At 38.3% G+C, this 25,299-nt stretch carries 26 protein-coding genes and 1 tRNA gene; 15 read left to right on the top strand and 12 right to left on the bottom strand.

The genetic code is table 11. The annotated features are described in order from the left end of the window. Nucleotides 1–50 precede the first annotated feature (50 nt). Both gyrA and RM541_RS07200 read left to right on the top strand, forming a co-directional pair. Nucleotides 51–2,582 (top strand): DNA gyrase subunit A, encoded by a 2,532-nt coding sequence (gene gyrA, locus RM541_RS07205; protein ID WP_311499540.1) that lies wholly within the window; start codon nucleotides 51–53, stop codon nucleotides 2,580–2,582. 24 nt (nucleotides 2,583–2,606) lie between these two features. Beyond that, entirely contained in the window at nucleotides 2,607–3,857 is a 1,251-nt protein-coding gene (locus RM541_RS07200) for a tetratricopeptide repeat protein (RefSeq protein ID WP_311499539.1), read from the top strand. 799 nt (nucleotides 3,858–4,656) lie between these two features. On the opposite strand, the gene RM541_RS07195 is transcribed toward RM541_RS07200, so the two are convergent. Then, entirely contained in the window at nucleotides 4,657–5,457 is an 801-nt protein-coding gene (locus RM541_RS07195; protein ID WP_311499538.1) for an MBL fold metallo-hydrolase, read from the bottom strand. Between the two features lie 150 nt (nucleotides 5,458–5,607). Next, nucleotides 5,608–6,066, bottom strand: coding sequence for a GNAT family N-acetyltransferase (locus RM541_RS07190; RefSeq protein ID WP_311499537.1), 459 nt, complete (start codon nucleotides 6,064–6,066; stop codon nucleotides 5,608–5,610). 130 nt (nucleotides 6,067–6,196) lie between these two features. Between RM541_RS07190 and treF the strand changes: the two genes are divergently transcribed. Continuing rightward, a complete protein-coding gene (gene treF / locus RM541_RS07185) occupies nucleotides 6,197–7,810 on the top strand; it encodes an alpha,alpha-trehalase TreF (protein WP_311499536.1) in 1,614 nt (537 codons plus the stop codon). Nucleotides 7,811–7,866: 56 nt separating this feature from the next. Continuing rightward, nucleotides 7,867–8,235 carry a DUF1622 domain-containing protein gene (locus tag RM541_RS07180; RefSeq protein WP_311499535.1) on the top strand — a complete coding sequence of 123 codons (369 nt, stop codon included), beginning with the start codon at nucleotides 7,867–7,869 and terminating at the stop codon, nucleotides 8,233–8,235. A 118-nt stretch (nucleotides 8,236–8,353) separates the two neighbouring features. Here RM541_RS07180 and RM541_RS07175 read toward each other — a convergent pair whose 3' ends face one another. Together RM541_RS07175 and RM541_RS07170 are read right to left on the bottom strand one after the other, a co-directional pair. Further along, nucleotides 8,354–8,731 (bottom strand): PH domain-containing protein, encoded by a 378-nt coding sequence (locus tag RM541_RS07175; protein WP_311493445.1) that lies wholly within the window; start codon nucleotides 8,729–8,731, stop codon nucleotides 8,354–8,356. A gap of 1 nt (nucleotide 8,732) precedes the next feature. Further along, nucleotides 8,733–9,785, bottom strand: coding sequence for an NAD(P)-dependent alcohol dehydrogenase (locus RM541_RS07170; RefSeq protein ID WP_311499534.1), 1,053 nt, complete (start codon nucleotides 9,783–9,785; stop codon nucleotides 8,733–8,735). A 184-nt stretch (nucleotides 9,786–9,969) separates the two neighbouring features. On the opposite strand from RM541_RS07170, the gene RM541_RS07165 reads away from it, so the two are divergent. The 3 genes from RM541_RS07165 (at nucleotide 9,970) to RM541_RS07155 (ending at nucleotide 12,045) form a co-directional block, all read left to right on the top strand. Next, nucleotides 9,970–11,124 (top strand): trans-sulfuration enzyme family protein, encoded by a 1,155-nt coding sequence (locus RM541_RS07165; RefSeq protein WP_311499533.1) that lies wholly within the window; start codon nucleotides 9,970–9,972, stop codon nucleotides 11,122–11,124. Nucleotides 11,125–11,191: 67 nt separating this feature from the next. Then, the gene (bshB1, locus tag RM541_RS07160; protein WP_311499532.1) at nucleotides 11,192–11,908 is read left to right on the top strand and encodes a bacillithiol biosynthesis deacetylase BshB1; all 717 of its coding nucleotides are present in this window, start codon (nucleotides 11,192–11,194) and stop codon (nucleotides 11,906–11,908) included. Between the two features lie 61 nt (nucleotides 11,909–11,969). Continuing rightward, nucleotides 11,970–12,045, top strand: a tRNA-His gene (locus RM541_RS07155). 114 nt (nucleotides 12,046–12,159) lie between these two features. On the opposite strand, the gene RM541_RS07150 is transcribed toward RM541_RS07155, so the two are convergent. Further along, complete coding sequence (locus RM541_RS07150; protein ID WP_311499531.1) at nucleotides 12,160–13,074, bottom strand: glutaminase; 915 nt, start codon at nucleotides 13,072–13,074, stop codon at nucleotides 12,160–12,162. Between the two features lie 3 nt (nucleotides 13,075–13,077). Then, nucleotides 13,078–13,785, bottom strand: a complete 708-nt coding sequence (gene pepE / locus RM541_RS07145; RefSeq protein ID WP_311499530.1) for a dipeptidase PepE — start codon at nucleotides 13,783–13,785, stop codon at nucleotides 13,078–13,080. 95 nt (nucleotides 13,786–13,880) lie between these two features. Between pepE and RM541_RS07140 the strand changes: the two genes are divergently transcribed. From RM541_RS07140 to RM541_RS07110, 7 genes are all read left to right on the top strand, one after another. Further along, a complete protein-coding gene (locus RM541_RS07140; RefSeq protein ID WP_311499529.1) occupies nucleotides 13,881–14,678 on the top strand; it encodes a peptidase associated/transthyretin-like domain-containing protein in 798 nt (265 codons plus the stop codon). A 26-nt stretch (nucleotides 14,679–14,704) separates the two neighbouring features. Continuing rightward, a complete protein-coding gene (locus RM541_RS07135) occupies nucleotides 14,705–15,496 on the top strand; it encodes a peptidase associated/transthyretin-like domain-containing protein (RefSeq protein WP_311499528.1) in 792 nt (263 codons plus the stop codon). 48 nt (nucleotides 15,497–15,544) lie between these two features. Continuing rightward, a complete protein-coding gene (locus RM541_RS07130) occupies nucleotides 15,545–16,327 on the top strand; it encodes a hypothetical protein (RefSeq protein ID WP_311499527.1) in 783 nt (260 codons plus the stop codon). 28 nt (nucleotides 16,328–16,355) lie between these two features. Beyond that, nucleotides 16,356–16,862 (top strand): DUF6702 family protein, encoded by a 507-nt coding sequence (locus tag RM541_RS07125; protein WP_311499526.1) that lies wholly within the window; start codon nucleotides 16,356–16,358, stop codon nucleotides 16,860–16,862. A 60-nt stretch (nucleotides 16,863–16,922) separates the two neighbouring features. Further along, on the top strand, nucleotides 16,923–19,235 hold the full coding sequence (locus tag RM541_RS07120) for a M1 family metallopeptidase (protein ID WP_311499525.1): 2,313 nt from the start codon (nucleotides 16,923–16,925) through the stop codon (nucleotides 19,233–19,235). A gap of 80 nt (nucleotides 19,236–19,315) precedes the next feature. Next, nucleotides 19,316–19,597: a Sec-independent protein translocase subunit TatA/TatB gene (locus RM541_RS07115; RefSeq protein ID WP_311499524.1), complete on the top strand. Its 282-nt coding sequence runs from the start codon at nucleotides 19,316–19,318 to the stop codon at nucleotides 19,595–19,597. A gap of 17 nt (nucleotides 19,598–19,614) precedes the next feature. Next, complete coding sequence (locus RM541_RS07110; RefSeq protein ID WP_311499523.1) at nucleotides 19,615–20,175, top strand: phosphatase PAP2 family protein; 561 nt, start codon at nucleotides 19,615–19,617, stop codon at nucleotides 20,173–20,175. A gap of 23 nt (nucleotides 20,176–20,198) precedes the next feature. Here RM541_RS07110 and RM541_RS07105 read toward each other — a convergent pair whose 3' ends face one another. Beyond that, nucleotides 20,199–20,840, bottom strand: a complete 642-nt coding sequence (locus RM541_RS07105) for an O-methyltransferase (protein WP_311499522.1) — start codon at nucleotides 20,838–20,840, stop codon at nucleotides 20,199–20,201. 95 nt (nucleotides 20,841–20,935) lie between these two features. Between RM541_RS07105 and kynU the strand changes: the two genes are divergently transcribed. Continuing rightward, nucleotides 20,936–22,219 carry a kynureninase gene (kynU, locus tag RM541_RS07100; RefSeq protein WP_311499521.1) on the top strand — a complete coding sequence of 428 codons (1,284 nt, stop codon included), beginning with the start codon at nucleotides 20,936–20,938 and terminating at the stop codon, nucleotides 22,217–22,219. Between the two features lie 46 nt (nucleotides 22,220–22,265). On the opposite strand, the gene RM541_RS07095 is transcribed toward kynU, so the two are convergent. From RM541_RS07095 to RM541_RS07075, 5 genes are all read right to left on the bottom strand, one after another. Continuing rightward, the gene (locus RM541_RS07095; RefSeq protein WP_311499520.1) at nucleotides 22,266–22,946 is read right to left on the bottom strand and encodes a hypothetical protein; all 681 of its coding nucleotides are present in this window, start codon (nucleotides 22,944–22,946) and stop codon (nucleotides 22,266–22,268) included. A gap of 68 nt (nucleotides 22,947–23,014) precedes the next feature. Beyond that, nucleotides 23,015–23,773: an SDR family oxidoreductase gene (locus RM541_RS07090; protein ID WP_311499519.1), complete on the bottom strand. Its 759-nt coding sequence runs from the start codon at nucleotides 23,771–23,773 to the stop codon at nucleotides 23,015–23,017. Nucleotides 23,774–23,832: 59 nt separating this feature from the next. Next, nucleotides 23,833–23,985, bottom strand: coding sequence for a lmo0937 family membrane protein (locus RM541_RS07085; protein WP_311494315.1), 153 nt, complete (start codon nucleotides 23,983–23,985; stop codon nucleotides 23,833–23,835). A gap of 193 nt (nucleotides 23,986–24,178) precedes the next feature. Continuing rightward, complete coding sequence (locus RM541_RS07080) at nucleotides 24,179–24,826, bottom strand: flavin reductase family protein (RefSeq protein WP_311499518.1); 648 nt, start codon at nucleotides 24,824–24,826, stop codon at nucleotides 24,179–24,181. A gap of 86 nt (nucleotides 24,827–24,912) precedes the next feature. Continuing rightward, nucleotides 24,913–25,158: a hypothetical protein gene (locus tag RM541_RS07075; RefSeq protein ID WP_311499517.1), complete on the bottom strand. Its 246-nt coding sequence runs from the start codon at nucleotides 25,156–25,158 to the stop codon at nucleotides 24,913–24,915. Between the last annotated feature and the right edge of the window lie 141 nt (nucleotides 25,159–25,299).

Raw genomic sequence — 25,299 nt, 5'->3', positions numbered from 1 at the left:
ATGCGTAAATTGCCCTGTTAGAATTTTGAAATAAAATAAACTTTTTTAATATGGCTGAAGGAGAACAATTAATTCCTATCAACATTGAAGATGAAATGAAATCGGCTTACATCGATTATTCGATGTCGGTCATTGTGTCACGTGCTCTTCCGGATGTACGTGATGGTTTAAAGCCAGTACACCGAAGGGTTCTCTTTGGGATGTATGAACTGGGAGTTCTCTCCAACAGAGCATATAAAAAATCGGCTAGGATAGTTGGGGAAGTTTTAGGTAAATACCATCCGCACGGTGATTCTTCTGTATATGATACCATGGTGAGAATGGCTCAGGAATGGAGTATGCGCTATCAACTTGTAGATGGCCAGGGTAACTTTGGTTCTGTAGATGGTGATAGTCCTGCAGCAATGAGATATACCGAAGCCAGAATGCGCAAGATAAGTGAGGATATGCTGGCAGATATCGATAAAGAAACAGTTGATACCCAGCTAAACTTTGATGATTCTCTTAATGAACCTGTAGTTTTACCTACAAGAATTCCAAACCTTCTGGTTAATGGGGCAAGTGGTATCGCTGTTGGTATGGCAACCAACATGGCACCTCATAACCTTTCAGAGGTTATAGACGGTACCATTGCATATATTGAGAATCACGATATAGAAATAGATGAGTTAATTGAGCATATCAAAGCTCCTGATTTTCCTACTGGTGGTACAATTTACGGTTATGATGGTGTAAGGGAAGCTTTTAAGACAGGTCGTGGCCGTGTGGTTGTACGTGCCAAATCTACTTTGGAAGAGGTAAATGGAAGGGAGAGTATTATTGTGACGGAAATTCCTTACCAGGTCAATAAAGCAGATATGATCAAAAAAACTGCTGACCTTATTAACGATAAAAAAATTGAAGGTATAAGCCTGATCAGGGATGAATCCGATCGAAACGGAATGCGTATTGTTTATCAGCTTAAGAGGGATGCTATTCCAAATATTGTCCTTAATACCTTGTTCAAGCATACTGCGCTACAGTCTTCTTTTAGTGTAAATAATATTGCACTTGTAAATGGACGTCCTGAAATGCTTAACCTAAAGGATATTATTTACCACTTTGTGGAACATCGTCACGTAGTTGTGGTCCGACGAACTGAGTATGAACTTAAGAAAGCAGAAGACAGAGCACATATACTCGAAGGTTTAATTATTGCTTCAGACAATATTGATGAAGTAATTGCTCTTATAAGGTCTTCGGGTAATGCTGAAGAGGCTCGGGAGAAATTAATGACACGTTTCGAACTTACTGAAATTCAGGCCAGGGCAATTGTAGAAATGCGATTGAGACAACTTACCGGTCTTGAACAGGATAAGCTTCGTGCCGAGTATGATGAAATATTAAAGACGATTGAAGATCTTAAGGACATTCTTGCAAGAAAGGAAAGAAGAATGCAGGTGATTAAGGATGAGCTTCTTGAAGTGAAGGAGAAGTATGGTGATGAGCGTCGTTCAACAATAGAATATGCAGGAGGTGATCTAAGTATTGAGGATATGATACCTGATGAACAGGTAGTAATTACTATTTCTCATGCAGGATACATAAAGAGGACATCCCTTACCGAGTATAAAACTCAAAATAGAGGAGGAGTAGGGCAAAAGGGTTCTACCACCCGGAATGAAGATTTTCTGGAGTACCTTTTTTCCGGAACAAATCATCAATACATGCTTTTCTTTACTCAAAAAGGTAAATGCTTCTGGATGAGAGTTTACGAAATTCCTGAAGGAAGTAAAGCCTCTAAGGGAAGGGCTATTCAAAATCTTATCAATATTGAACCAGATGATAAAGTAAAAGCCTTTATATGTACACAGGATCTTAAAGATGAGGATTATGTGAACAAGCATTATGTCATTATGGCCACCAAGAAAGGTCAGGTGAAAAAAACTTCCCTGGAACAATATTCACGTCCGCGCGCTAATGGTATAAATGCCATTTCTATTAAAGAGGATGACGAACTTCTGGAAGCAAGGTTGACTAATGGTGAAAGCCAGGTAATGCTCGCTGTAAGAAGTGGTAAAGCCATCCGTTTTGAAGAATGGAAAACTCGTCCAATGGGAAGAAATGCTTCCGGAGTTAGAGGTATTACATTGGCTGATGATCAAGATGAAGTCGTGGGAATGATTTCTGTTAACGATATGGAATCAAATATCCTGGTGGTTTCAGAAAATGGTTATGGCAAACGCTCCAGCCTTGAAGATTACCGGATCACGAACAGGGGAGGAAAAGGAGTCAAAACTATTTCCGTAACTGAAAAAACAGGAGGTTTGGTTGCTATTAAAAATGTATCAGACGAGGATGATCTAATGATTATTAACAAATCTGGAATTGCAATAAGGTTGGGTGTGGCAGATCTGAGAGTTATGGGTCGTGCTACCCAGGGAGTTCGGCTTATAAATCTTAAAGGTAAAGATTCTATTGCAGCGGTAGCCAAAGTCCTTCGTGATGAAGATGACGTAGATGCAATGGCAGATGCTGAAACGCCTGAGCCTACTAATCCGGAAAGCAATGGCACAACTATTGCTGACGATAGTGAAGAATAAATAAAAATCATTAAACCAAAAACAATGAAGACTAATATTTTGACTTTAGGGCTGTCAATTTTATCGCTGACAGCCTTTGCACAAAAAAGTGAAATAAGAGACGCGGGAGATGCTGTCGAAGATGGCAATTATTCTCAGGCACAACAAGCCATAAGCCAGGCAGAACCCCTGCTTTCTGAGGCTAACGACAAATGGACAGAAAGATTTTATCTCTACAAAGGTCAGGCTTATTTAGGTTCGGGAGAAAATGTTTCTCTTGAAGATCTAAATACTGCTGCACAGGCTTTTCAGAAAGCAGCAGATATGGGAGCTGAAGAGGCTCAGGATGGTTTGGTTGCTGTGAGGAATAGTCTTGTTCAGGGAGCTATTAACGACCAAAATTCTCAGGAATTTACCAAAGCTGCTGAAAAATTACACACCAGTTACCAATTAAGTGGAAAAAAAGATACTATTCATTTATATTATGCTGCAAATAATGCAGTACAGGCAGGCGATTATGACATGGGCTTAGAATATCTTAATATTTTAAAAGAAGAAGGATATGACGGTTCGGGAGCAGAATATATAGCTGTTAATACTGAAACAGGAGAAGAGGAAATGATGGCCAATAAGGAACAAATGGATCTTATGGTAAAAACCGGAAACTATTCAGACCCTTCAGTAAGGAAAATTCCTTCTAAAAAAGGTGATATCGCCAGTCTTATTGCCAGGATCTACATCAGTGAGGAGAAATACGATGAAGCAATTGCAGCAATGGAAGATGCAAAACGTGAAAATCCTAATGATATAGAACTAATGCAGGCAGAGGCTAATATGTATTATAACATGGGTGAGAAAGAAAAGTATAACGAAATAATGGAAGAAGTTATAGAGTTGGCTCCAGACAATGCTTCTTTATACTATAACCTTGGTGTGAATAGTGCCGATCTTGGTAACAAGGAAAAAGCCATGAGCTATTATGAGAAGGCTATTGAACTTGATCCTGATATGACTGAAGCAAAGCTAAATATTGTTGCCCTTGTATTGAGCAAAGAAAGAGAAATCATTGAAGAAATGAACAATCTGGGGATGGGCCAGGATGATAATAAACGATATGAAGAGTTACAAAAAGAACGTAATGATGTTTATAAAGAGGCCGTTCCATATCTTGAAGCTATTATAGCAAAGGATAATTCTAATGTTGAAGCTGTAAGAACAGCTAAGAATATTTATACCCAATTAGGGAATGAGGAAAAAGTTGAAGAAATGGATTCTCTTCTTGAAAATTTAAATTAATAAGATTGTCTAGTCCTGAATAACCGTTACGGATATTCTTGAAGGATTAATTAAAGCTGAACAATGGTGTCACTGTTCAGCTTTTTTTTATACTGTTTTCTTTTCAGTTCACTATGGTTGTGCATTTTGTTTGGTGTCAACCTCTAGATAAATGAGGTCCTAACGAGTTGAATAGATTAATAGTATCTCTGACCCCATCACTTTTTTGTTGCCAGTTCTATAGAATAAGCTATTAAATTTTTTCTTCAAAATCCCGTTTACCTGCGCAGCAAGCGTTTTCATGTGGGGCGTACTCCTCTGTCATACTTGTGCTATAACATTATCATTTAAGGTTCCTTAATATCCATTTGAATATTACTGTAAGCCCCTGTCCGAATGATGTATCAAAGGGTAAAGCTTGTAGCTTTTCTTTTTTAGGCTATTTCAGGAGCCTGTACTGAACTATTTACCCCGAAACTGTTCGAGAAATCATATGTAGTTTTCTCGTTTCCATCCTGGACAGATTCCTTATAGAGATCATTAGGACTATATCCTGGTGCTATTTGTATATCATATTTATAACAGGCTTGAGTTCTTCCGAACTACCCGGAATCAATTCCTGAACAATTTAAAGTTTAAAGGAAATCGATTAATCCTTTTGGGCTATGTTTTAAAGACCCTGTCTTTGTTGATTTTTTCATTACACTACCATTTAGGGTATCCTTATTTCAGAACGGGATAAGAATTAAAAACAAAAAACCGTCCCATTTTGGAAAATGAGACGGCTCCTTATCTTTTTTTGAGCATTTTGATCTGTGAGTTATTCCCTCTCCGGATACCAATCCGCAAGAACTACTTCAATATCTTCATTTCCCTGGTTGACCAGTTCTTTAAATTTTTCAACGTCTGCCAGTCCGTCCTGTCCTCTATAGTGGTAAGGATAAACCTTATCTGGAGCAAATGCCAAAACTCCTTCCGCAGCCTGATCTACCGGCATTGTGTATGGTAAATTCATCGAAACCAGTGCTACATCAATATTCTGCAGATTTCTCATTTCCGGTATATCTTCAGTATCACCAGAAATATAAAGGCGTGTACCGTCTTTTTCTAACACATAACCATTTCCGCGGCCTTTCACGTGCATGGCGTCTTCAGCTTCAGGTAAATTATACATCGGCACAGCTTCAATAGTAAAGCCCATATGCTCCATGCTTTCTCCGTTGTTCATTACAACAAGCCGATCGCTCATTTCCGCAGGTAATTGATCTTTTACCGCCTGTGGAACTATAATTTTAAGGCTATCGTCCAGTTCCATCGCCTGCAGGGTTTCGGCATCCATATGATCTCCATGAATGTCGGTTATTAAAATAAAGTCAGGCTCTTCAGCACCGCTAAATGCTTCAGATCCACCAACAGGATCTGTATAAAATACTGCGTCACCCCATTTAAACACTGCAGTAGCATGAGAAATGGGCTCAATGTCTATTGAAACAGAATCCATTTCCTCCTCTACGGTGGTTCCTGTCATTTCTGTAACGTCATTTTCTGCCTGCTCTTTTTGTTCATTTTTACAGGAGACAAATAAAATAGCAAGCGTGAGAAGTGTAAATATTCCTTTCATAATTTGAAGTTTAAATGTGATTTCTTGAACTTAAGAAGAGTATCAAAAAATGACAATTATTAAACATTATAGCTGCATGCGCTGCATAACAGCAGATTAGGTGTAAATTTACGCAACCTGATAGTGAATGAGTTTTCGTTTAGTAAAGATTTAAGAAAGGTTCAGCTTTAATTTAATGTCTCCACGCGCATATGGGTTGTTTTCCTCTATGGGGATCTCCTCAAAACCGTATTTTTTATAGATGTAAAGGGCATTTTCAAGTTTGCGACTGGAATATATAATAAGATGATCCCAATGCTGATTTTTGGCAAATTTCAGGCTATGATTTAATAGTTTTTGCCCAATCTTCTTTCCCTGATATTCTGGTGCGACAGCCATTTTAGTGAGTTCATAAACTCCTTCCTCCATTTTCATTAAAGCCACGGTAGCAATAATTTTACCGGCGTCTTTTACAAAGAAAATGTTGCCTCCAGGTTGAATAATGTATTTATCGGGATTTTCCAGTACTTCTTTGTCATGTGGTTCTACAGAGAACAGTCGTTCCAGCCATGCGAGGTTCAAATTTTTAAAGTTTTCGGCATATCGGGGAGCATAGGAGAGTATTTCCATTATTGATTCCAATTTTTCAGACAAATTTAGGAATTACTTATTTCTGAAAAGTTAATTTTCAACTTCTATTCTATACATAAGCTGCGGTTCAGGATTAAAATTTTTAATTTAAGCTGAAAATCCTTCTTTTATGTATAAAGCAAAGCACATTGGCCTCGTTTATTCCTTAATCGTCATTTTCCTTTCGTCCTGTTCTGCAGCTTCAACAGAACAGCAGGACGAAATTATGATTCTGCCGCCGGAGGAACTTTACGGAGAACTTTTTTATGACGTGCAAACCAAAGAAATCTTTCCTGATAGCAAAGCTTTTGTAGATGCCATACCAAAAAAGGACGTAAAGGAGATTAGAGAAGAATATCGTAAGCTGGATGATAAATCTGTAAACTCAATTTCAGAATTTGTTATGGCCAATTTCAAAATTCCTGGTGGTGGTGGTGACTTTTACCAGTCAGATTCTTCGTCAATTAATCAACACATAAAAAAGTTGTGGCAGGTTCTAAAGAGGCCGGCAGATGAACAAGTTTCCGGTACACTCTTACCTTTGCCCAATCCATACATCGTGCCCGGCGGGAGATTTAGGGAAATATATTACTGGGATAGTTATTTTACAATGTTGGGACTACAGGAAGATGGAGAGACAGAGATTATTCGGAATATGGTGGATAATTTTGCATACCTCATTAACACTTATGGATTTATTCCGAACGGAAACAGAACTTATTACCTCGGGAGATCTCAACCGCCATTTTTTGCAATGATGGTCGAAATTTTGGCTGAAGAGGAAGGAGATGAGGTTTACGTGGATTATCTCGAGGAAATGAAGAAGGAATATAATTTCTGGATGGCCGGTGTGGAACATTTGAGTCAGGAAAATCCTGCCCATCGTCGAGTGGTTCAGGTTGCTGAAGGAAAAATCCTGAACAGGTATTGGGATGATAATTCCGAGCCAAGACCGGAAAGTTATCGCGAAGATGTTAAAACTGCAGAAGAGGCCGTAGCCGCTTTTCCTGAATTAAGTAAAGAGAAAGTTTATAGACATTTAAGGGCCGGCGCAGAGTCCGGTTGGGATTATTCCAGCAGATGGCTGGATGCAGATGCTTCAGGCGAGTTTAGTCTCTATACAATTCATACTATAGATATTATTCCCGTAGATCTTAATTCATTGTTGTATAACCTGGAAGGATCAATTGCTAAAGCATACCAACTTACCGGCAATACTTCCGAAGCTGAAGAATTTAGAATTAAACAGCAAAGGAGAAAAAAACTTATAAATAAATTCTGCTGGAATAGTGAAAAAGAATTCTATATGGATTATAACTTCAGAAGAAATAAAAATACTGAAGTAGTATCACTCGCAGGACTTTATCCGCTCTTTTTTAAAATTTCTGCACCCGGGCAGGCCAACGAAGTAGCAGAAAAAATTCAGAGTGATTTTTTGAAATCAGGAGGTGTAGTGACCACGCTTAATCATACCGGGGAGCAGTGGGATGCTCCAAATGGCTGGGCGCCCTTACAATGGATTAGTATAAAGGACCTAAGGAATTATGGAAAGGAGGCACTGGCAAATAGAATTAGAAATCGTTGGCTGGAGATTAATAAAGCTGTTTATGCCCGCACTTATAAGATGCTGGAAAAATATAATGTAGAAGACCTAACCAAGGAAAGTGGCGGGGGAGAATATCCTACACAGGACGGTTTTGGATGGACCAATGGCGTATATCAAAAGTTATCTGGTGAAAAGTAGTGGTTTGGTTTAATGATTAATTTATAACTTTAAGAAAAAAGCATCATTTAGTATTTATGGAAGAGCTACAAGTTTATATAGAATACACAGCAAAATTTATAGAAGTAGCGGGTATACTCACTATTGTGATTTGGACCTCAATTGCCCTTGGTAGATTTCTTTTTTCTATACAGGGAACCAAACCACGTTCTTACCGGCTGCTAAGACAGGAATTAGGTAAAGGAATTCTCCTGGGATTGGAAATACTTGTAGCGGGAGATATAATCGCTACTGTGGTAACAGAGCCAACCATGGATAGGGTATTGGCTCTTGCAGTAATTGTACTAATTAGGACCTTCCTTAGTTTTTCTATTGAACTGGAAATTGAAGGTAAATTTCCCTGGCAGAGGGAAAGCCATGAAACAAGACTTGACAAGGAGGATTAAAAAAGATTTTCAGTTCTTGAAATTGAAACGGGCTTTACTTAAAAAGCCGCTTCGAATTAGTAAAAAACTAATGATGTTTTGCTCTTTAATATACAGAAGTGGTTATTTTCCAATCATCTTAAAGTGTAAATTCAGCTAACAATTTCTGAACTTCATAAATGTCTACTTTTTTGTTGAAACGTTTTGATATGGAAGGTGTCTGTTCTCCTGAAATCCAGATTTTTAATTCTGCATCCAGGTCAAAACTTCCTGCAGTTTCTACACTAAACCTGGAAATACTTTTATAGATTACTGAAAAATATTCAATTTTTCTACCCGTTAACCCCTGCACATCAATAATAATTAACCTTTTATTGGTGAAAATAAAGGTGTCTCTAATAATTTTAAATCCTGCTTCAAGAGTTTCGGAAGGAATTAGAAGTTTACCGTAATCTGCCTGAAGTTGATCTTTATCAATCGCACCGGCATTTCCTAAAAGGGAAGAAAGTATACTCATGTTAATTTTCACTTAGCGAGTTAATATCAATAACAAAACGATATTTTACATCAGATTTTACCACGCGGTCGTAGGCTTCATTTATGTTCTGGATATCGATCATCTCTATATCTGATACAATATTGTGCTCTCCACAAAAGCCGAGCATTTCCTGGGTTTCCTCAATCCCGCCAATATTAGAACCTGCAATTCTTTTACGACCGGCGATAAGTCCGCCGCCATGTATAGGATCCAAAGGTTCAATAGCTCCTACGAGTACCATGGTTGCATCTCTCTTCAACAAGGCAATGTACGGATTCATGTTATGTCCGACAGGAATAGTGTTTAGCAGAAAATCGAAGCTGCCTTTCTGCTTTTTCATGTCATCCTGATCTTTGGAAATTAACACTTCGTCTGCCCCAAGCTCGGTAGCATCCTTTCTTTTTTCAGGCGAAGTTGTAATCATTACTACATGAGCACCCATTGCATGAGCGAATTTCACCGCCATATGGCCTAGACCTCCAAGACCAATAACTCCCACTTTATCACCTTTTTTTACATTCCACTTTTTAAGCGGCGAATAAGTGGTAATTCCGGCACATAAAAGAGGTGCCGCGGCCTTAGCATCTATGTTTTCAGGAACTTTAAGGACAAATTTCTTATCCACTACGATTTTTTCAGAATATCCGCCAAAAGTGTGACCACCCAAATGCTTATCTTTTCCGTTATAAGTGGCTATCATCCCGTTTTCGCAATATTGCTCAAGGCCTTCCTCACAGGACTCACAATGCTGGCAGGAATCAACCATACAACCCACACCAACAAGATCTCCTTCCTTAAGATTAGAAACCTCTTTCCCAATCTCTGTTACTCTTCCTATTATTTCGTGTCCCGGCACAACGGGATATTTGGAATTTTTCCAGTCATTCCTCACCTGGTGAATGTCACTATGGCAAACACCACAATAAAGAATTTTAATTTTTACATCCTCTGCTGTTGGTACTCTTCGTTCTAATTCAAGTGGTTCTAAATTCGCACCGCTATTATGCGCTGCGTAAGCTTTTACTATGTTCATTTCAATTCCAATTTTCTTAAATATACCTCAAATTTAATGTTTTCAATAACTGAGAATTTGGTTTAACTAATTTTAACTTTTGTAAATACCAAACATATCCAAACGAGCTGAAAACAGAACCTTTTTTAAATTATTCTTTTTACTTTAGAAAAAAATTAAAAAACCGGGTTATAATAATCAGAATATGATGAAGAAATATAAAGGTATTAATACCATCTGTACCCACGTGGGTGAACTAAAGGACGAACAGTTTAAAGGAGCAGTTTCCCCTCTCTACATGTCCACTTCCTATGCTTTTGAAGATGTTGAGGTAAAACGATATCCACGTTATTTTAATACTCCAAACCAGGTTGCGCTGGCCCAAAAAATGGCGGCATTGGAACATGGTGAAGCTGCACTTATTTTCGGTAGCGGAATGGCTGCAGTGAGTACTTCAATGTTGGCTTTTTTACATAATGGAGATCACGTGGTACTCCAGAACACTTTATACGGAGGGACCAGCAACCTGGTAGTGGAAGAATTCGACAAATTCGGGATTGAATATACGTTTACAGAAGATTATAGTCCTGAATCATTTGAGAAGGAGATACAAGATAATACGAAAGTGATTTACATTGAAACACCTTCTAATCCGCTGCTTACAGTTACAAATATAGAAGCTATAGCGAAAATTGCCAAAAAACATGGGCTGGTAAGCATGATCGATAATACGTTTGCCTCACCGGTAAATCAAAATCCTATAGATTTTGGTATTGATATCGTGATCCACTCCGCAACTAAATATATGGGAGGGCATAGTGATATTCTCGCCGGTACTGTAATTTCTTCGGAAGAACATATCGACAAAGTGTTTCAACTAGCCAAAAATTTCGGTGGCAGTCTGAGTGACTATACAGTTTGGCTCCTGGAAAGAAGTTTAAAGACCATGGGGCTTCGTGTTAAGGCGCAAAACGAAAACGCACAGGAATTGGCAGAATTTCTGGATAAAAATGAAGATGTGGCAAGGGTTTATTATCCCGGTTTGCAATCTCATCCAGATTACAAGGTTGCGGCTGCTCAAATGAAAGGTTTTGGCGGAATGCTTTCTTTTGAACTAAATGAAAAGTTGGATGCAGATTTATTTCAGAAGAAACTAAAACTAATCAAATCCTCAATGAGCCTTGCCGGCGTCGAGTCAACGATTTTGTCTCCATCAAAAACTTCCCACGGACTTTTAACTCCTGAAGAAAGGGAAAAACAAGGAATAAGAGACGGTTTGCTGCGGTTTTCAGTAGGCATTGAAGAAAAAGAAGATCTTATTGAGGATATTAAACAAGCCATTGAAGCAGTAAAAGCTTAAGAGAAGCTGAAAATGACCGTAAAGCTATTCTGAATTTATCAGTATTAGCAAAAAGTAAAAAGAAAAGATGAAATTAGATATATTGGCTGTAGGATCACATCCAGACGATGTGGAGCTTAGTTGTTCAGGAACTATAGCAAAAGAAGTAGACCGGGGTAAAAAGGTGGGAATCCTGGATTTGACAAGGGGAGAACTTGGTACCCGTGGTACTGCAGAGACAAGGGATAAAGAAGCAGCAGACGCAGCGAAAATTCTCGGGGTTAAAATGCGCCATAATCTCGAATTCAGTGATGGGTTTTTTGTAAATAACACTTCACACCAGCTGGAAATCATTAAAATCCTAAGGAAATATAAACCTGAAATAGTGCTTTGCAATGCCGTAGAAGATCGTCATATCGATCACGGGAAAGGAGCAAAATTGGTAAGTGACGCATGTTTTTTAAGCGGCTTAAGAAAGATTGAAACCTATCATGAAAAGGTAAAGCAGGAAGCCTGGCGCCCAAAACATGTTTTCCATTACATCCAATGGAAGAATCTGGAGCCTGATTTTGTGGTGGATATTTCGGGTTATATAGATATCAAGATGGCTGCTGTCAAAGCCTATAGAACTCAGTTTTTTGATGCGGAAAGTAAAGAACCTCAGACTCCTATTTCCAGTAGTAACTTTTTGGAGAGTATCACGTATCGGGCAAGGGATTTAGGTCGACTTATTAATACAGAACATGCTGAAGGCTTTATCGTAGAGCGGCATGTAGCCGTAGATTCAGTATTTGACTTGATATAAATAATAATTTTTTCTTTGGGAAATTATAGAAATAACTTACATTTGCAACCGCAATTAAAATGGTGGTTGTAGCTCAGCTGGTTAGAGCGCCTGATTGTGGTTCAGGAGGTCGCCGGTTCGAACCCGGTCTTCCACCCTTTAGAAGCTCCTTAGGAAACTAAGGAGCTTTTTTTTGCCCAAATCTGAAATAAAAGGAGTTATAGAGGATTCGATTTGATTTGTAAAAAATCTTTTATCTCAATTTATAGAGCTTAAAATACCGAAACCCCAGTGAGTGTTGTCAATCTTTCTAGTGCTTTCATCCCTAATTCAGAATTTCCTTTGGGGTTTAAAATAGGGCTCCATACCGCAACAGAATAGTTTTCTGGATGTATAGCTACAATTCCACCGCCTACACCACTCTTCCCCGGGAGACCAACTTCAAAACTGAATTCACCGGCTTCATCATAAAAGCCACAGGTTTGCATAAGCGCGTTTATTCGTTTTACAATTTCCGGTTTTAGGACGTTTTCTCCCGTTTCCAGAATGTTGCCCTTGTTTGCAAAAATCATAAAAGCTTTAGCGAGATCTTTGCACGACATCGCCAGGGAACATTGGTGAAAATAGAAATCCAGGATTGGATCTACATCACACTTAATATTTCCTAATGCTTTCATGTAATTTGCCAGCGCAATATTCCTATATCCTGTAGATTTTTCTGAAGCAGCAATAGTTGGATCATAATGAATGTCATCGTCACCGGTAATTTTCCGTACAAAATTGAGAAGATCTTCTTTAGGATTATCCAGGTGATCTACAAGAATATCAGATATTACAAGGGCTCCGGCATTTATAAAAGGATTCCGCGGAATTCCGCTTTCCTGTTCTAATTGAGTAAGAGAGTTAAAAGGATTTCCTGAAGGTTCTACATCTACACGTTTCCAAAGGTCTTCTCCCATAATCTTCATCGTCATGGCCAGCGTAAAAACTTTGGTGATACTTTGTACAGAGAAGTTCTCTTCACTATCACCAAAACCGTAGTGCTGCTTTTCCCCGCAGTAGAGGTGCATTCCAAATTTCTTAGGATCTACTTTAGCAAGTTCAGGAATGTAAGAGGCTACTTTGCCAGTCACATCGCGATAACTCATTTCCTCATAAATAGTGTCAAGAATTTTCTGATAATCCATATTTTAATTAAGATCCGTTAAAGTATTGTTTGCATCTACTTCGTAAGGTAACCTATCCTTTTCAAAAATTCTGGCGCTAAGGCTTCCTTTTAACGATATTTTATTATCCATAATTTCAAGCCAGCTACCTTCTCTAAGGCCTACTACAGGTTGAGTATTGATCGTATGGAATTCTTTGATCCTGGTCTCTCTGGTTTCCCCTTTATGAGTGGAATTTTTGTCGGGATCCAAATAATGCGGATTAATGTTGAAAGGGATAATTCCCAGCGTTTTAAAGCTTGGTGGATACACTATAGGCATATCATTAGTCGTCTGCATCGTTAAACCTGCAATATTGGTTCCTGCACTCGTTCCCAGGTAAGGAGTTCCGTTTAAGACTGCCTCTCTTAGGGGCTGCATCAGTTTATTACGATATAATTCTGAAACCAGAAGAAAAGTATTGCCGCCACCGGTAAAAATACCTTCTGCATTTTCCAGAGCTTCAGCGGGATTGGAATATTCATGTATTCCCTTTAGGTCGATATTTGCCATTTTAAAGGCCTCGCTTGCTTTTTCGGTATATTCATCCAAAGATAAGCCTCCGGGTCTTGCAAACGGAAAAAAAATCACCTCAGATGCTCCGCTATATAACTTTTTTATCTCCGGAAGGAGGTATTCAAGGTATTTCTGGTCGTGTAAAGTTGAAGTACTTGCAAGAATGGCGTTTTTCATAGTCTAATTTTTGTAAAAGTAGAAAAATTGCTTTTTTAAGAGGAATTTAAAGTACTATTTGTCATTATTAGAGGGAACTATTGTTACTTTAAAGAATGAAAGTCTCGGTACGTAATCTTTTTATCCTTTTTTTGGTTCTGATACCTGCTGTGGTGGGTGCACAGGAAAGCCAGACTGTTCTGGATGGACGCATTCTTGTACCGCCTGGTGATGCTGCCGGTGGAATTACAATTTTCAATAAAAACTTACGCTTAGGAACGGTTACAATTGAAAATGGTGATTTTCAGATAATGGCCAGGCAAGGCGACAGTCTTGTCGTTTCGGCAATACAGTTTGAGGATTTTACAATAACAGTGACAGAAAATTTAATGGAAGAAAGGGTGATGACCGTTAACTTAAATGCTGCAGTTAATGACCTTCCCGAGGTTAAAATAAGCGACCTTTCAGGAATCATAGAAGTAGATGTGAAAAGAATCAGGGTGATAGGTGGTGAGAAAGAATGGGTCTCTACCCCAGAACTGCAGAGGTTAAAAAGTACGCCGCAACGTTACCGCTCTGGTTATGTGCGCAATGATGCGATGGGAAATGTAACGGCAAGTGATTATCAGGGGTTAAATTTTGCAAACATTTTTAGAGCACTTTTTAGCGAATACGGCAAAAATGGCAGAAAAGAGGAAAAGCTTTCTCACCAGCAGCTGGCAGATCAAATTTGGCTACGTATGGGGGAGGATTATTTCGTAGAAACCCTTAATATTGCCGGGGAACATACCAACCAGTTCCTTTTATACGTTATAGATAATGGTCTAACCCAGGAATTCCTGAATACCGAAAATGATTTGGAAATTATGCAGTTTCTTTTTGAACAGAAGGAGCAGTACAGGCAGGAATTTTAGAGACGCAGAAAATCTACCTAATTTTTATGCTGAAAAACTTTATTGTTCTTATATTTTTTATTCCATTTTTGAATTTTGCCCAGGAGAGTATTCAGTTAAACGGAAGAATTGTCAACGATTCTCTGGACGGTTCGTTTATCAACATTATCAATAAAACATCAAATATAGGAACTATAAACTCTTCTTCGGGTGAGTTTAAAATTCAGGTAAAAGAAAATGATACCCTTCAGTTTTCTTCAATTCAATATGAAAAGCTGGAAGTTGTAATAACTCCATTGGTGATCGAATCAGGATATTTAAAAGTACTTCTGGTGCCGGGAGTAAGCGAATTGGACGAGGTAAAAATCAGCAATATCGATCTCACTGGAAATTTGAGCAGGGATATAGGTGCAATGGATACCTATAGTATTTCCCAGTTTGGAATTCCCAATGCTAACAGGACACCTCTTAGTGCTGCAGAAAGGCGACTTCATACGGCTACTGCTACCAATATATCTACATCTGTTTCAAATGGTGCAGGAGCGTCAGCTGGTCTGGATCCCTTGATCAATGCCATCACGGGAAGGACAAAGGAGCTGAAGAAAATAGTTGCGAATGAAAAACTTCAGCAGATGGTAGAAAAGGGTGTAGCTGCTTTTTCTACCCGTTTTTTTGTTGAAGAGCTAAAAATTCCGGAAGATAAAATTATTAATTTCGTTTATTATTGTGCAGAAAATCATCAGCTGAAGTATCTTTTAAAAGAGGAAAACAGGCTGGATCTGTTGGAGTTTTATATAAAATATGCTCCTGAATTTCTGAATGTGAAAGATTCAGAATAAAATTTTGCTCATTACTTTTATAATCATCACCATCATCACTTTTTGCTAATGGGACCTATTTCTAAAATTAAAAATTTCCAATGGAGCATAATCCTCTTTGGATTTATTTGCATTGCGAATCTTTCATCGGCATGGAGTCAGGAAAGTATAAAACTTCAGGGAAGAATTTTAAATGATTCCCTGGAAGGAAGTTTTATAAATATCATTAATACAAGTACTAATAGGGGTACCATTAATTCTACTTTAGGAGTATTTGAAATTGTGGTAAGGGAAAATGACACCCTCCAATTTTCCTCAATCCAATACGAAAAACTTGAAGTCGAAATTAGCAGGATGATTTTTGAAACGGGTTATCTTGAAGTGGAGCTGATACCCGGAATGAACGAATTGGAGGAAGTAAAGATCAGCAATATCTCTTTGACCGGAAATCTCGTAAGTGACATTTCTGAAATGGACATTATCGAAGAAAATTATGGTTTTAAACGTATAGGCCCGGATGTTCGAACTGTAAGTGAACGAAAACTGACGGTTTATGGGGGCAGCCCTGTGGATTTGCTTCTTGGACATTTGAACGGAGAAATAAAGATGCTGAAGAAGGTCGGAAAAAATGAAAAACTTCGGGCTGTGGTGGAAAAGGCCGAGAAAATGGTGCCATTTTCTTTCTACACAGATGACCTTAAAATTCCTGAGGCTAATGTAACTAGTTTTCTCTATTTCTGTGCTGAAGAACCGCAGTTTAAAAACCTGCTGAGCGAAGAAAAAGTAATAGAACTTATGGAGCTGTATAAAAGACGTGCTCCTGATTTTATTCAAATGTACAATTTGGACTGATGTTTGCTAAGATTACAAAAAATTCTAAATGAAAAAATTAACTCTGATTTTGGTTTGCTTCGTAATGTTTTCTTCCTTTAAGACGAATGGCCGCCACGAATTTTTTTTAAGTGTGACGGAAATTGAATACAAAAAGGATTCAGGTGCTCTCCAAATTATCAGTAGGGTTTTTATTGATGATTTTCAGAAAGTACTCAATCAGCGTTACGGTAAAGAAATCAGTCTTTCTCATGAAAAGGAGACAGGGGATGTTAGAAACAGCATAGATAAATATCTTTCGCAAAAGCTAAATCTTATGATCAATGATGAAAAATTGAAGCTTAATTACCTGGGAAAAGAATATGATGGGGATCAATTAATTCTATATGTTGAGGTAGAGAACGTGCCTGATTTTAAGCAGATTGAAGTACAAAATGCTGTTTTAACCGATCTCTATGATGATCAGAAAAACGTGGTACATGTAAAAATGGACGACCAAATAAAAAGCCTTTTACTGGATAAAGACCGGGATAAAGGAGTTATAAATTTTGGGTAGTGTTTATTCATTAACAATGAAAATATTACTTTTAGCAATCTTTAAATTAAAAATTACTTAATGAGAACAATGAGATTAGTATGTTCAGTTTTTGCGATGTTCCTGTTTGCCGGAGTTAATGCTCAGGAGAACAATGGCGAAGGTCAGGAGCCGCAGCGACAGGAGGGGCATATAAATGAGAACAAATTTAGACAACTTTACCAGATTTTTTCAACCCCCAATCAATACCGTGCTGCATCGGGAGCTCCGGGTCCTGCTTATTATCAAAATCAGGCAGACTATAAAATGGATATAGTGCTGGATGATGAAAATACGAGATTAGATGGAGAGGAAGTCATCACTTACCATAACAATTCTCCGGAGGAATTATCGTATTTATGGGTGCAGCTGGATCAAAACATTCGAAAAAAGGATGCACCTGCCCTCGAGAAGGATCCAAGTGGAATGACACCTGTTTCTACTCCGGGTCGTTTTGTTAGTCAATACCTTGAAGAGCCTTTTGATGGTGGTTTTAACATTGAAGAAGTATCCAGAAACGGACAACCGTTGGATTATACCATCAATGAGACCATGATGCGGATAGATCTTTCCGAGCCTTTAAAATCTGGAGATAACTATACTTTCACCATTAAATGGTGGTATAACATTAATAACCATGTTACTAACAGAGCACGTTCAGGATACGAATACTTTCCTGAAGATGACAATAGGGCCTATGTAATCGCTCAGTTTTTTCCCAGAATGGCAGTTTATAACGACGTAGAAGGCTGGCAAAATATGCAGTTTTGGGGAAGCGGGGAGTTTGCACTTCCGTTTGGAGACTACGAAGTAAATATTACAGTTCCTGCAGATCATATCATGGAGGCTACCGGCGAACTTCAGAATAGAAAACAAGTGTATTCTCGTGAAATGATGAACCGGTATGAGCAGGCAAAAAAATCTTATGATGAGCCTGTAATGATTGTTACTCAGGAGGAGGCAGAAAAGGCTGAGCAGGGAAAAACCAGTAAAACAAAGACCTGGACCTATAAAGCTGATATGGTGAGGGATTTTGCTTTCTCTACATCAAGAAAGTTCCTGTTGGATATGATGGCTGTAGATGTGATGGGGAAAGATGTTATGGCAGTTTCTGTTTATCCTAAAGAAGGGAATCCGCTTTGGGAACAGTGGTCAACAAGAGCAGTTGCCAGTACCTTAAAGAGTTATTCAAATTATACTTTCCAGTATCCTTACCATAAAGCAGTTTCAGTACACGCAAAGAATCAGGGTATGGAATATCCAATGATTTGCTGGAATTATGGACGGCCAGATGAAAATGGTGAATATAGCGATCGTGTAAAATTTGGGATGATAAGTGTAATTATTCATGAAGTAGGGCATAATTATTTCCCGATGATCGTGAATAGTGATGAGCGCCAGTGGGGCTGGATGGATGAAGGTCTAAATACTTTTACACAGTTTCTGGCAGAGCAAAAATTTGCTGAAGAATATCCGGAAGCTATAACGCCATTGGAGGAGTATCCTTCCAGAAGAGGCATACCTTCTAAAATAATTCCTTATATGAAGGGGAATCAGCAATTTATTGCTCCAATTATGTCCAATCCTGAACAAGTGCACCAACTTGGTAATAATGCTTATGGAAAGCCTGCGACAGCACTTAATATTCTTAGGGAGACCGTAATGGGGCGGGAGTTATTTGATTATGCATATGCTACGTATGCTCAAAGGTGGATGTTTAAACATCCAACTCCTGAAGATTTTTTTAGAACTATGGAAGATGCTTCAGGTGTAGATCTGGATTGGTTCTGGAACGGCTGGTTCTATGGAACCGATAATGTAGATATTGGAATTGAGCAGGTTCAGAAGCTTTTTGTGACAGATAAACCAACAGAGAAGGCTGTGGAGTTTCTACGAAGTCAGGGTATATCCAATCCCGATGATATTGATGCGCTTTATGTAGTGGAAGAAGGTGGCGAAGGTTTTGAAGAAAGTATGAAGGGAAAATCTGTATTGGAAAATGCACCTTCCCTTAAGGAATATCTCATGGATAATTTTTCTGAAGAGGAGCGCCGTAACCTTAAAGCACCTAAATACTTTTATCAAATTGTTTTTGAAAAACCGGGAGGTTTAGTAATGCCACTTATTGTGGAGTATGAATATGCCGATGGTACTGCAGAGAAAGTTACTTATCCTGCTCAAATCTGGAGGAAAAATGATGATCGGGTTAGTAAAGCAATTGCTACGGACAAAGAAATTGTAAAAATCACCATTGATCCAGATCTGGAAACTGCAGATGTTGATCTGTCCAACAATGTTTGGCCAGAGACGGAGACAAAGAACCAATTTGAACAATTTAAGGAAAACGCAGAGTAAAAATTTTAACTTAAAATATTAAGCCGACTTTAACGAGTCGGCTTTTTTTTTGGTCATATTTGTATATATATTTGTGTGCTATGTTATTACTACCATTATTTATTAGCGGTGCTGAAATCGCCTTTATTATGTTCATCCTTGTCATGGTTTTTGGAGCAGACAAAATTCCGGAAATTGCCCGTGGTTTAGGGAAAGGAATGAAGACCCTCCGTAATGCTTCCAATGATATTAAAGGTGAAATCCAACGAAGTGCAGAAAAGCAGGGGATAGATAAAAATATGTCTAACGATATTAAAGGTGAAATAGATAAGGTACGGGAAGATATCGATGAGATCACCGGCTCTGTAAGGCGCAAATTATAATTACTCTGTAGAAAAGCATGTGGGATAAGCTACAAACATGGGACAGGGAACTCTTTGTTTATCTGAATAGCTTAGGAATTGAATCTCACGACAACTTCTGGATATTTGTTACCCAACCAGAGAATTGGATTCCGCTACACATTCTGTTTTTTATCCTTTTTTTTATCGCTTTTCATTGGAGAAAAGGATTAATGGCTTCACTTTTTCTGCTTGCCACAGTTGGAACTACTCTGGCATTCACAAATCTGGTAAAGGGGATTGCTATTAGATTACGGCCCAATAATAATCCAGACCTTATAGAAATTATACGTATCCTTCAGGAACCTACTAACTATAGTTTCTTCTCTGGACATGCCTCTACTTCTTTTGCAGCCGTGACTTTTATCGTGTTGGTGCTAAAAGAAAAGTCGGCGTGGATTTTTCTTGCCTATATATGGCCTCTAATTTTTGTGCTGAGCAGAATTTTCGTGGGAGTCCATTATCCTTCAGATATTTTCGTGGGTGCGTGTGTAGGCATAATAATGGCCTTTATTTTCTTTTGGGTTTACCAAAGATCAGGTAAGCGTTTTGCTTTATAGAATTGCAGCTTAAAATAGTTATTCTATTTCTTCCTGGTTAAGGTAAGTCCATCCCTTATAGGAAGTATAATTGTCTCCACGCGGGTATCATTAGCCAGCATTTCGTTATACATCAACAGCGCTTTTGTAGATTCATCATCTGATTTTAATTCTTCGACGACTTTTCCGCTCCACAATACATTATCAGATAAAATAACTCCTCCTGGATTCATTTTGTTAATGATCAAATCGAAATATGCCGGGTAGTTTGGCTTATCTGCATCTATAAAAACCAGATCGAATTTTTTATTGATCTGCGGAATTATTTCCAGGGCATCCCCGAGATATTGCTGAATATTATTGCTGTAATCAGATGCTTCAAAATATTTCTTCTGAAAATCATATAGCTCTTCATTTACATCAATTGTATGAATTGTCCCATTCTCTGCCAGTCCTTCTGCCAGGCACAAAGCAGAATAACCAGTGAAGGTTCCAATTTCAAGAATAGTTTTTGGGCGAATGATCTTAGACAGCATACTTAGTAACCGCCCCTGGTAATGTCCGCTTAACATACGCGGCTGTAGTATTTTTTGATTTGTCTCGCGATTAAGCTTTGCAAGAAACTCAGGTTCTTTTTGAGAATTGGCAATTATGTAGTTATCGATTTTATCGGGCAGAAAATTCATTGCTTTACTTTCTTACAAATCTAAATAATTTTGACAGGCAAATTTTACCAATTATTCTCTTTGGTAAATTGTATTTTTACACAAAAAAAGATGCTATGCAATTTGAAAATAACAGGGAATTTGCTCTAAAGTTAGATGCTGAAGATGATCTTGCTAAATACAGAGAGCACTTTATCTTTCCTGAAGTAGATGGGAAAGAAGTTGTTTATTTTGTGGGAAATTCACTTGGCCTACAGCCAAGATCCGCAAAAAAGTATGTAGATGAGGTAATGCAGGATTGGGCAGAACTGGCTGTGGAAGGTCATTTTAAAGCCGAAAAATCCTGGTGGGACTATCATGAACGTTTTTCAGAAAAGCTTTCCAAAGTCGTGGGCGCAAAGCCTTCAGAAATTACGGTGATGAATACGCTTACAGTAAACCTTCATTTATTAATGGTCTCCTTCTACAGGCCATCAGGAAATAGATGTAAGATTATCTGTGAAGAAAAAGCTTTCCCAAGTGACCAGTATATGTTGGCAAGTCAGGTGCGATTTCATGGTTATGAGCCTTCCGAAGTTATTGTGGAAGTAAAGAAACGCGAGGGTGAGAACCATTTTAGGACTGAAGATGTTCTTCAAACAATTAGAGAAGTAGGAGAGGAGTGTGCTTTAATTTTGATTGGAGGAGTAAATTATTACTCCGGGCAGTTTTTTGATATAAAAGAAATCACTAAAGCAGGACACGATATTGGCTCTTTTGTAGGTTGGGATCTGGCTCATGCGGCTGGAAATGTCGAGCTTAAATTGAATGACTGGAAGGTGGATTTTGCCGCCTGGTGTAGTTATAAATACATGAATTCCGGTCCTGGAAATGCTTCCGGGTGCTACATTAATGAAAAATATCATAATCGCAAAGATTTACCCCGTTTCGAAGGCTGGTGGGGACACAATAAGGAAAGACGGTTCTTAATGGAACCTGAATTTCAACCGGAACCCGATGCAAATGCATGGCAAATTAGTAATGCTCCGGTTTTGGCACTTGCTCCTTATCTGGCTTCCCTGGAGATGTTTGATGAGGTTGGAATGCCGGCTCTTATCCAAAAACGGAATAAAATTGTCGCTTATCTGGAATTTGTACTGCAAGAAATAGATAAAGAAGTAGAAAGTTCTTTTGAAATTATCACTCCTTCGGACCAGTCGGAAAGGGGAACTCAAATTTCGGTATTTCTACATGGTGAAGGCAAAGAAATCTTCAATTATCTTATGAAAAATGGCGTTTTTGTGGACTGGCGTGAACCCAACGTCATAAGGTTGGCTCCTGCACCATTTTATTGTTCATTTTTAGATGTTTTTTGCTTTGGACAGGTATTAAAACAGGGGATTCTGAATAAAAAGCAATAAATTAATATCGATAATTGTCTTTTTAAGGCTCTGTCTTTTATAAGATCTATTCCACAGCGATATCTGAGAAGTAGAGCTCAAAGCTACCATCAGGTGACTTATGAGATTTGGCAATTTTCATCCCATTATAGTCCTGATAGTCCTCCCAGGTGGTAGGCATTTCGCGTTTACCATCGGCAGATTTATAAACCCATTCCTGGACCATTAAATCGTCGTTGTAATAAATATCATAAGTATCACCTGGAGTATAACCGCCGTCACTTGAATAGGAAACAACTAGCTTGTCCATTGTATTGCCACTTATGGGAGCTGTTGCATCTTTTTCTTCTGTAATCTCTGCATCAGACCAGACCAGCTGGTAAGGGAATAACAGCCAGTAAGTATCATTTATAAATTTTTGATCTATTTTTTTCTCGTCTTCAGTCAAATCCTCATCCTGGGTATAGCTACTTGTCGTACCGTTCTCTGTTAAACTGATTTCATTGGTTTTTGGGTGCCATTCCCAGCTTCTTTGAGATCTTAAATTATCCTGAACCTTTACATTAAATGTGAAATTGAGCTTTTCAACATTATCGAAGGACTGCAAACCATTTGCATTTGCAATTTCTTGCGGCAAATCTTTTACTTCTTCAGATGAGGAATTGCTTGTAATATTTGAATTATTAGTATTCTGATTACAGCTACATACAGCCATGGCTAGAACAGAAAGGAAGAATATCTTTTTCATATTATAGGGAATTTAATCTTCCGGCGCATTTCGGAATTAGATTACACTAAATGTACAAAATTCAATTGTTATATTGCATTTATGCTCATGCCACCGTCGGCAACTATATTCTGGCCGGTGATATAAGATGATTTTTCCATTGCTAGAAAAGCAATTATAGAAGAGATTTCTTTTGCCTGTGCTACTCTTTTTAAAGGAGTGCGGTTAATAATAGGATTCATTTTATCTTTTTGCGTAAGATAACCCCGGGTAAGCGGGGTCTCAGTGAACCATGGAGAAACAGCATTAACCCTTATTCCGTCATCAGCCCATTCTACTGCCAGGCTACGTGTTTGCTGCAGTAAACCTGCTTTGGACATCGCATATGGAGTACCTGTGCCTACATCTTGTGTGGCTGCAGAAGAAGCGACGTTAATAATGGTGACTTTCCCTGATTTCTTTAAAAGCGGATACAATTTACGACTGAGCTCAAAAGGAGCAATGAGGTTAATTTCAAGAACTTTCCGATGTTCTTCTTCAGAATATTCCCCGGCTTTTTTTCTAATATTTATTCCGGCATTATTAACCAATATGTCTACAACACCCCAGTTCTTCTCCAGCCATTCCTGTAATTCCAGCTGGTCCTTTTTAACACTTGAATCTGAAACGAAACCTTTAGCCTTGTAACCCTCACTCCTCAATGATTCCTCGAGATTTTTAACTTCTTCGATATTTCTTGCCGTGAAAAGAACTTCTGCTCCCAACGCTACAAAATTTATAACAGCAGCTTTACCAATACCTTTTGTTCCTCCGGTAATAACCGCTTTTTTATTTTTTAAGCTCCACATATTTGCTGCGATGATTTTTAAAAATAAAAAACCCTTTGAGAAATCAAAGGGTTATACTCCTAAAGTCTACGACCGGTTAGTAATTTATACAAGAGAAGAAAAACGGCCAGAACAATCAGGACGTGAATAAATTGACCAAGGTCAAAAGCAAAAAGCCCCAGTAGCCAGCCGATGACCAGCAATAGGATGATAAGCCAAATTAAATCTTTCATAATCAAAATTTTAGGTATAACTAATGTTGCTAGCTTTCACGAATTTAGGAAATAGAAAGCAGGATTAATTAAGCTTTAACTACGGTTTAACTCCATTTCACTTTAGCCTTTGTTTCAATCTGTTCCATTTCGTGGGTTTAACTGATTTCCCTCAAGATGAAGCATAATATTTTTTCCTTTTTGATATGAAAAACTAATCCTCTTTTTTAAAGAAGGATTTGATTTCCTGTCCCGGACGGGCATAATGGAAGCGATCCAGGAGTGTTGGCAATGCGTATCCATCAAGTCCATTAACTGCCACAGTACTGGCATCATCTAACCGCAACCATCCATCTGGAGCCTGGATGCTTTCATCAAAATAAACATGCTCAATCGCACCAATGATTAAAGTGGTACCGTTCTCTTTAATTGCATATTCATTTAAATATTTACAACCCAGTTTAACAGCGGACTGTTTTACATAAGGAGCAAAAAATTCATCCAGATACTCTTCTTCAAGTCCTGTTTTTTGGAATTCAGATATTTCTTCCTCGTATTTTGCCGCAGTCTGGTGCGCGCTTTCAATCATATTTTCCTGAATATGATTAACTGTAAAGAATGAATTTTCTTTAATGTTGTTATAGGTGTTACGCGCCACATCCCTGGGCCTCGTTATGAAACCAAGGAGCGGGGGATTACTTCCCATATGAGTGACTGAGCTAAATACTGCTACATTAGCGGCACCTGAGTTAGATTTTGTGGCTATAAGATTAGCAGATTTGTAGCCGGTACAACTGTTAATAAGGTTGAGTCGGAAAATTTTATCCATCTCCCGAATATCTTCAGCATTAATATGTTTCATCAAAAAGGTTAAAGATTAAAAAAAGATTAAAATCTAACTCCAAGTTAGTAATACCCCGCATAAATAGTTGTTAATGCTATTTTAAATTAGTTTTGGTTTTCGAGTTTATTGATCTTCATTTCGTACGCGTCAATTGCTTCGCGTATTGCATCAACATTGTCAGAAGATTTCTGATGTGCAGCTTCCATCGACTTTTCCAGCTCGCTATCCGGGCTTTGGAACAGATCGGTGATAACATGGTTAATCTTATCGATAATGCTTTCCTGACTGTTTTTGATGTCTTCAAGTTTACTTAATGTCGCTCGCATTTGATCCAAATTTTGTTTATCCATTTTTTAGTATTTTAAGTTTCTTGATAATTTAGGGCAAATTTTGCGGGTAAAGAAGAATTTATCACTGGATTATGGTTTTTATTAGAAATTCTGTCAATTAAACGCTTTGCGCTAGCTCAACATGCCATCCAGGGCTTCCTT

It is taken from the genome of Autumnicola psychrophila (assembly GCF_031846645.1).
GTDB classification, from domain to species: Bacteria; Bacteroidota; Bacteroidia; order Flavobacteriales; family Flavobacteriaceae; genus Autumnicola; species Autumnicola psychrophila.
Note: the sequence above shows the minus strand (reverse complement) of the source record. Positions and strands in the feature narration are given on the sequence as shown.

Excerpts from the sequence above, each read along its gene's own strand:
- RM541_RS07140 (WP_311499529.1), top strand. The coding sequence starts at position 13,881 with ATGAAAGTCTCGGTACGTAATCTTTTTATCCTTTTTTTGGTTCTGATA.
- RM541_RS07105 (WP_311499522.1), bottom strand. The coding sequence starts at position 20,840 with ATGAATTTTCTGCCCGATAAAATCGATAACTACATAATTGCCAATTCT.
- RM541_RS07195 (WP_311499538.1), bottom strand. The coding sequence starts at position 5,457 with ATGAAAGGAATATTTACACTTCTCACGCTTGCTATTTTATTTGTCTCC.
- RM541_RS07130 (WP_311499527.1), top strand. The coding sequence starts at position 15,545 with ATGGGACCTATTTCTAAAATTAAAAATTTCCAATGGAGCATAATCCTC.
- gyrA (WP_311499540.1), top strand. The coding sequence starts at position 51 with ATGGCTGAAGGAGAACAATTAATTCCTATCAACATTGAAGATGAAATG.
- RM541_RS07170 (WP_311499534.1), bottom strand. The coding sequence starts at position 9,785 with ATGAACATAGTAAAAGCTTACGCAGCGCATAATAGCGGTGCGAATTTA.
- bshB1 (WP_311499532.1), top strand. The coding sequence starts at position 11,192 with ATGAAATTAGATATATTGGCTGTAGGATCACATCCAGACGATGTGGAG.
- RM541_RS07125 (WP_311499526.1), top strand. The coding sequence starts at position 16,356 with ATGAAAAAATTAACTCTGATTTTGGTTTGCTTCGTAATGTTTTCTTCC.
- RM541_RS07200 (WP_311499539.1), top strand. The coding sequence starts at position 2,607 with ATGAAGACTAATATTTTGACTTTAGGGCTGTCAATTTTATCGCTGACA.
- RM541_RS07080 (WP_311499518.1), bottom strand. The coding sequence starts at position 24,826 with ATGAAACATATTAATGCTGAAGATATTCGGGAGATGGATAAAATTTTC.
- RM541_RS07150 (WP_311499531.1), bottom strand. The coding sequence starts at position 13,074 with ATGGATTATCAGAAAATTCTTGACACTATTTATGAGGAAATGAGTTAT.
- RM541_RS07175 (WP_311493445.1), bottom strand. The coding sequence starts at position 8,731 with ATGAGTATACTTTCTTCCCTTTTAGGAAATGCCGGTGCGATTGATAAA.
- treF (WP_311499536.1), top strand. The coding sequence starts at position 6,197 with ATGTATAAAGCAAAGCACATTGGCCTCGTTTATTCCTTAATCGTCATT.
- kynU (WP_311499521.1), top strand. The coding sequence starts at position 20,936 with ATGCAATTTGAAAATAACAGGGAATTTGCTCTAAAGTTAGATGCTGAA.
- RM541_RS07085 (WP_311494315.1), bottom strand. The coding sequence starts at position 23,985 with ATGAAAGATTTAATTTGGCTTATCATCCTATTGCTGGTCATCGGCTGG.
- RM541_RS07120 (WP_311499525.1), top strand. The coding sequence starts at position 16,923 with ATGAGAACAATGAGATTAGTATGTTCAGTTTTTGCGATGTTCCTGTTT.
- RM541_RS07180 (WP_311499535.1), top strand. The coding sequence starts at position 7,867 with ATGGAAGAGCTACAAGTTTATATAGAATACACAGCAAAATTTATAGAA.
- RM541_RS07090 (WP_311499519.1), bottom strand. The coding sequence starts at position 23,773 with ATGTGGAGCTTAAAAAATAAAAAAGCGGTTATTACCGGAGGAACAAAA.
- RM541_RS07190 (WP_311499537.1), bottom strand. The coding sequence starts at position 6,066 with ATGGAAATACTCTCCTATGCTCCCCGATATGCCGAAAACTTTAAAAAT.
- RM541_RS07075 (WP_311499517.1), bottom strand. The coding sequence starts at position 25,158 with ATGGATAAACAAAATTTGGATCAAATGCGAGCGACATTAAGTAAACTT.
- RM541_RS07115 (WP_311499524.1), top strand. The coding sequence starts at position 19,316 with ATGTTATTACTACCATTATTTATTAGCGGTGCTGAAATCGCCTTTATT.
- RM541_RS07135 (WP_311499528.1), top strand. The coding sequence starts at position 14,705 with ATGCTGAAAAACTTTATTGTTCTTATATTTTTTATTCCATTTTTGAAT.
- RM541_RS07165 (WP_311499533.1), top strand. The coding sequence starts at position 9,970 with ATGATGAAGAAATATAAAGGTATTAATACCATCTGTACCCACGTGGGT.
- RM541_RS07110 (WP_311499523.1), top strand. The coding sequence starts at position 19,615 with ATGTGGGATAAGCTACAAACATGGGACAGGGAACTCTTTGTTTATCTG.
- pepE (WP_311499530.1), bottom strand. The coding sequence starts at position 13,785 with ATGAAAAACGCCATTCTTGCAAGTACTTCAACTTTACACGACCAGAAA.
- RM541_RS07095 (WP_311499520.1), bottom strand. The coding sequence starts at position 22,946 with ATGAAAAAGATATTCTTCCTTTCTGTTCTAGCCATGGCTGTATGTAGC.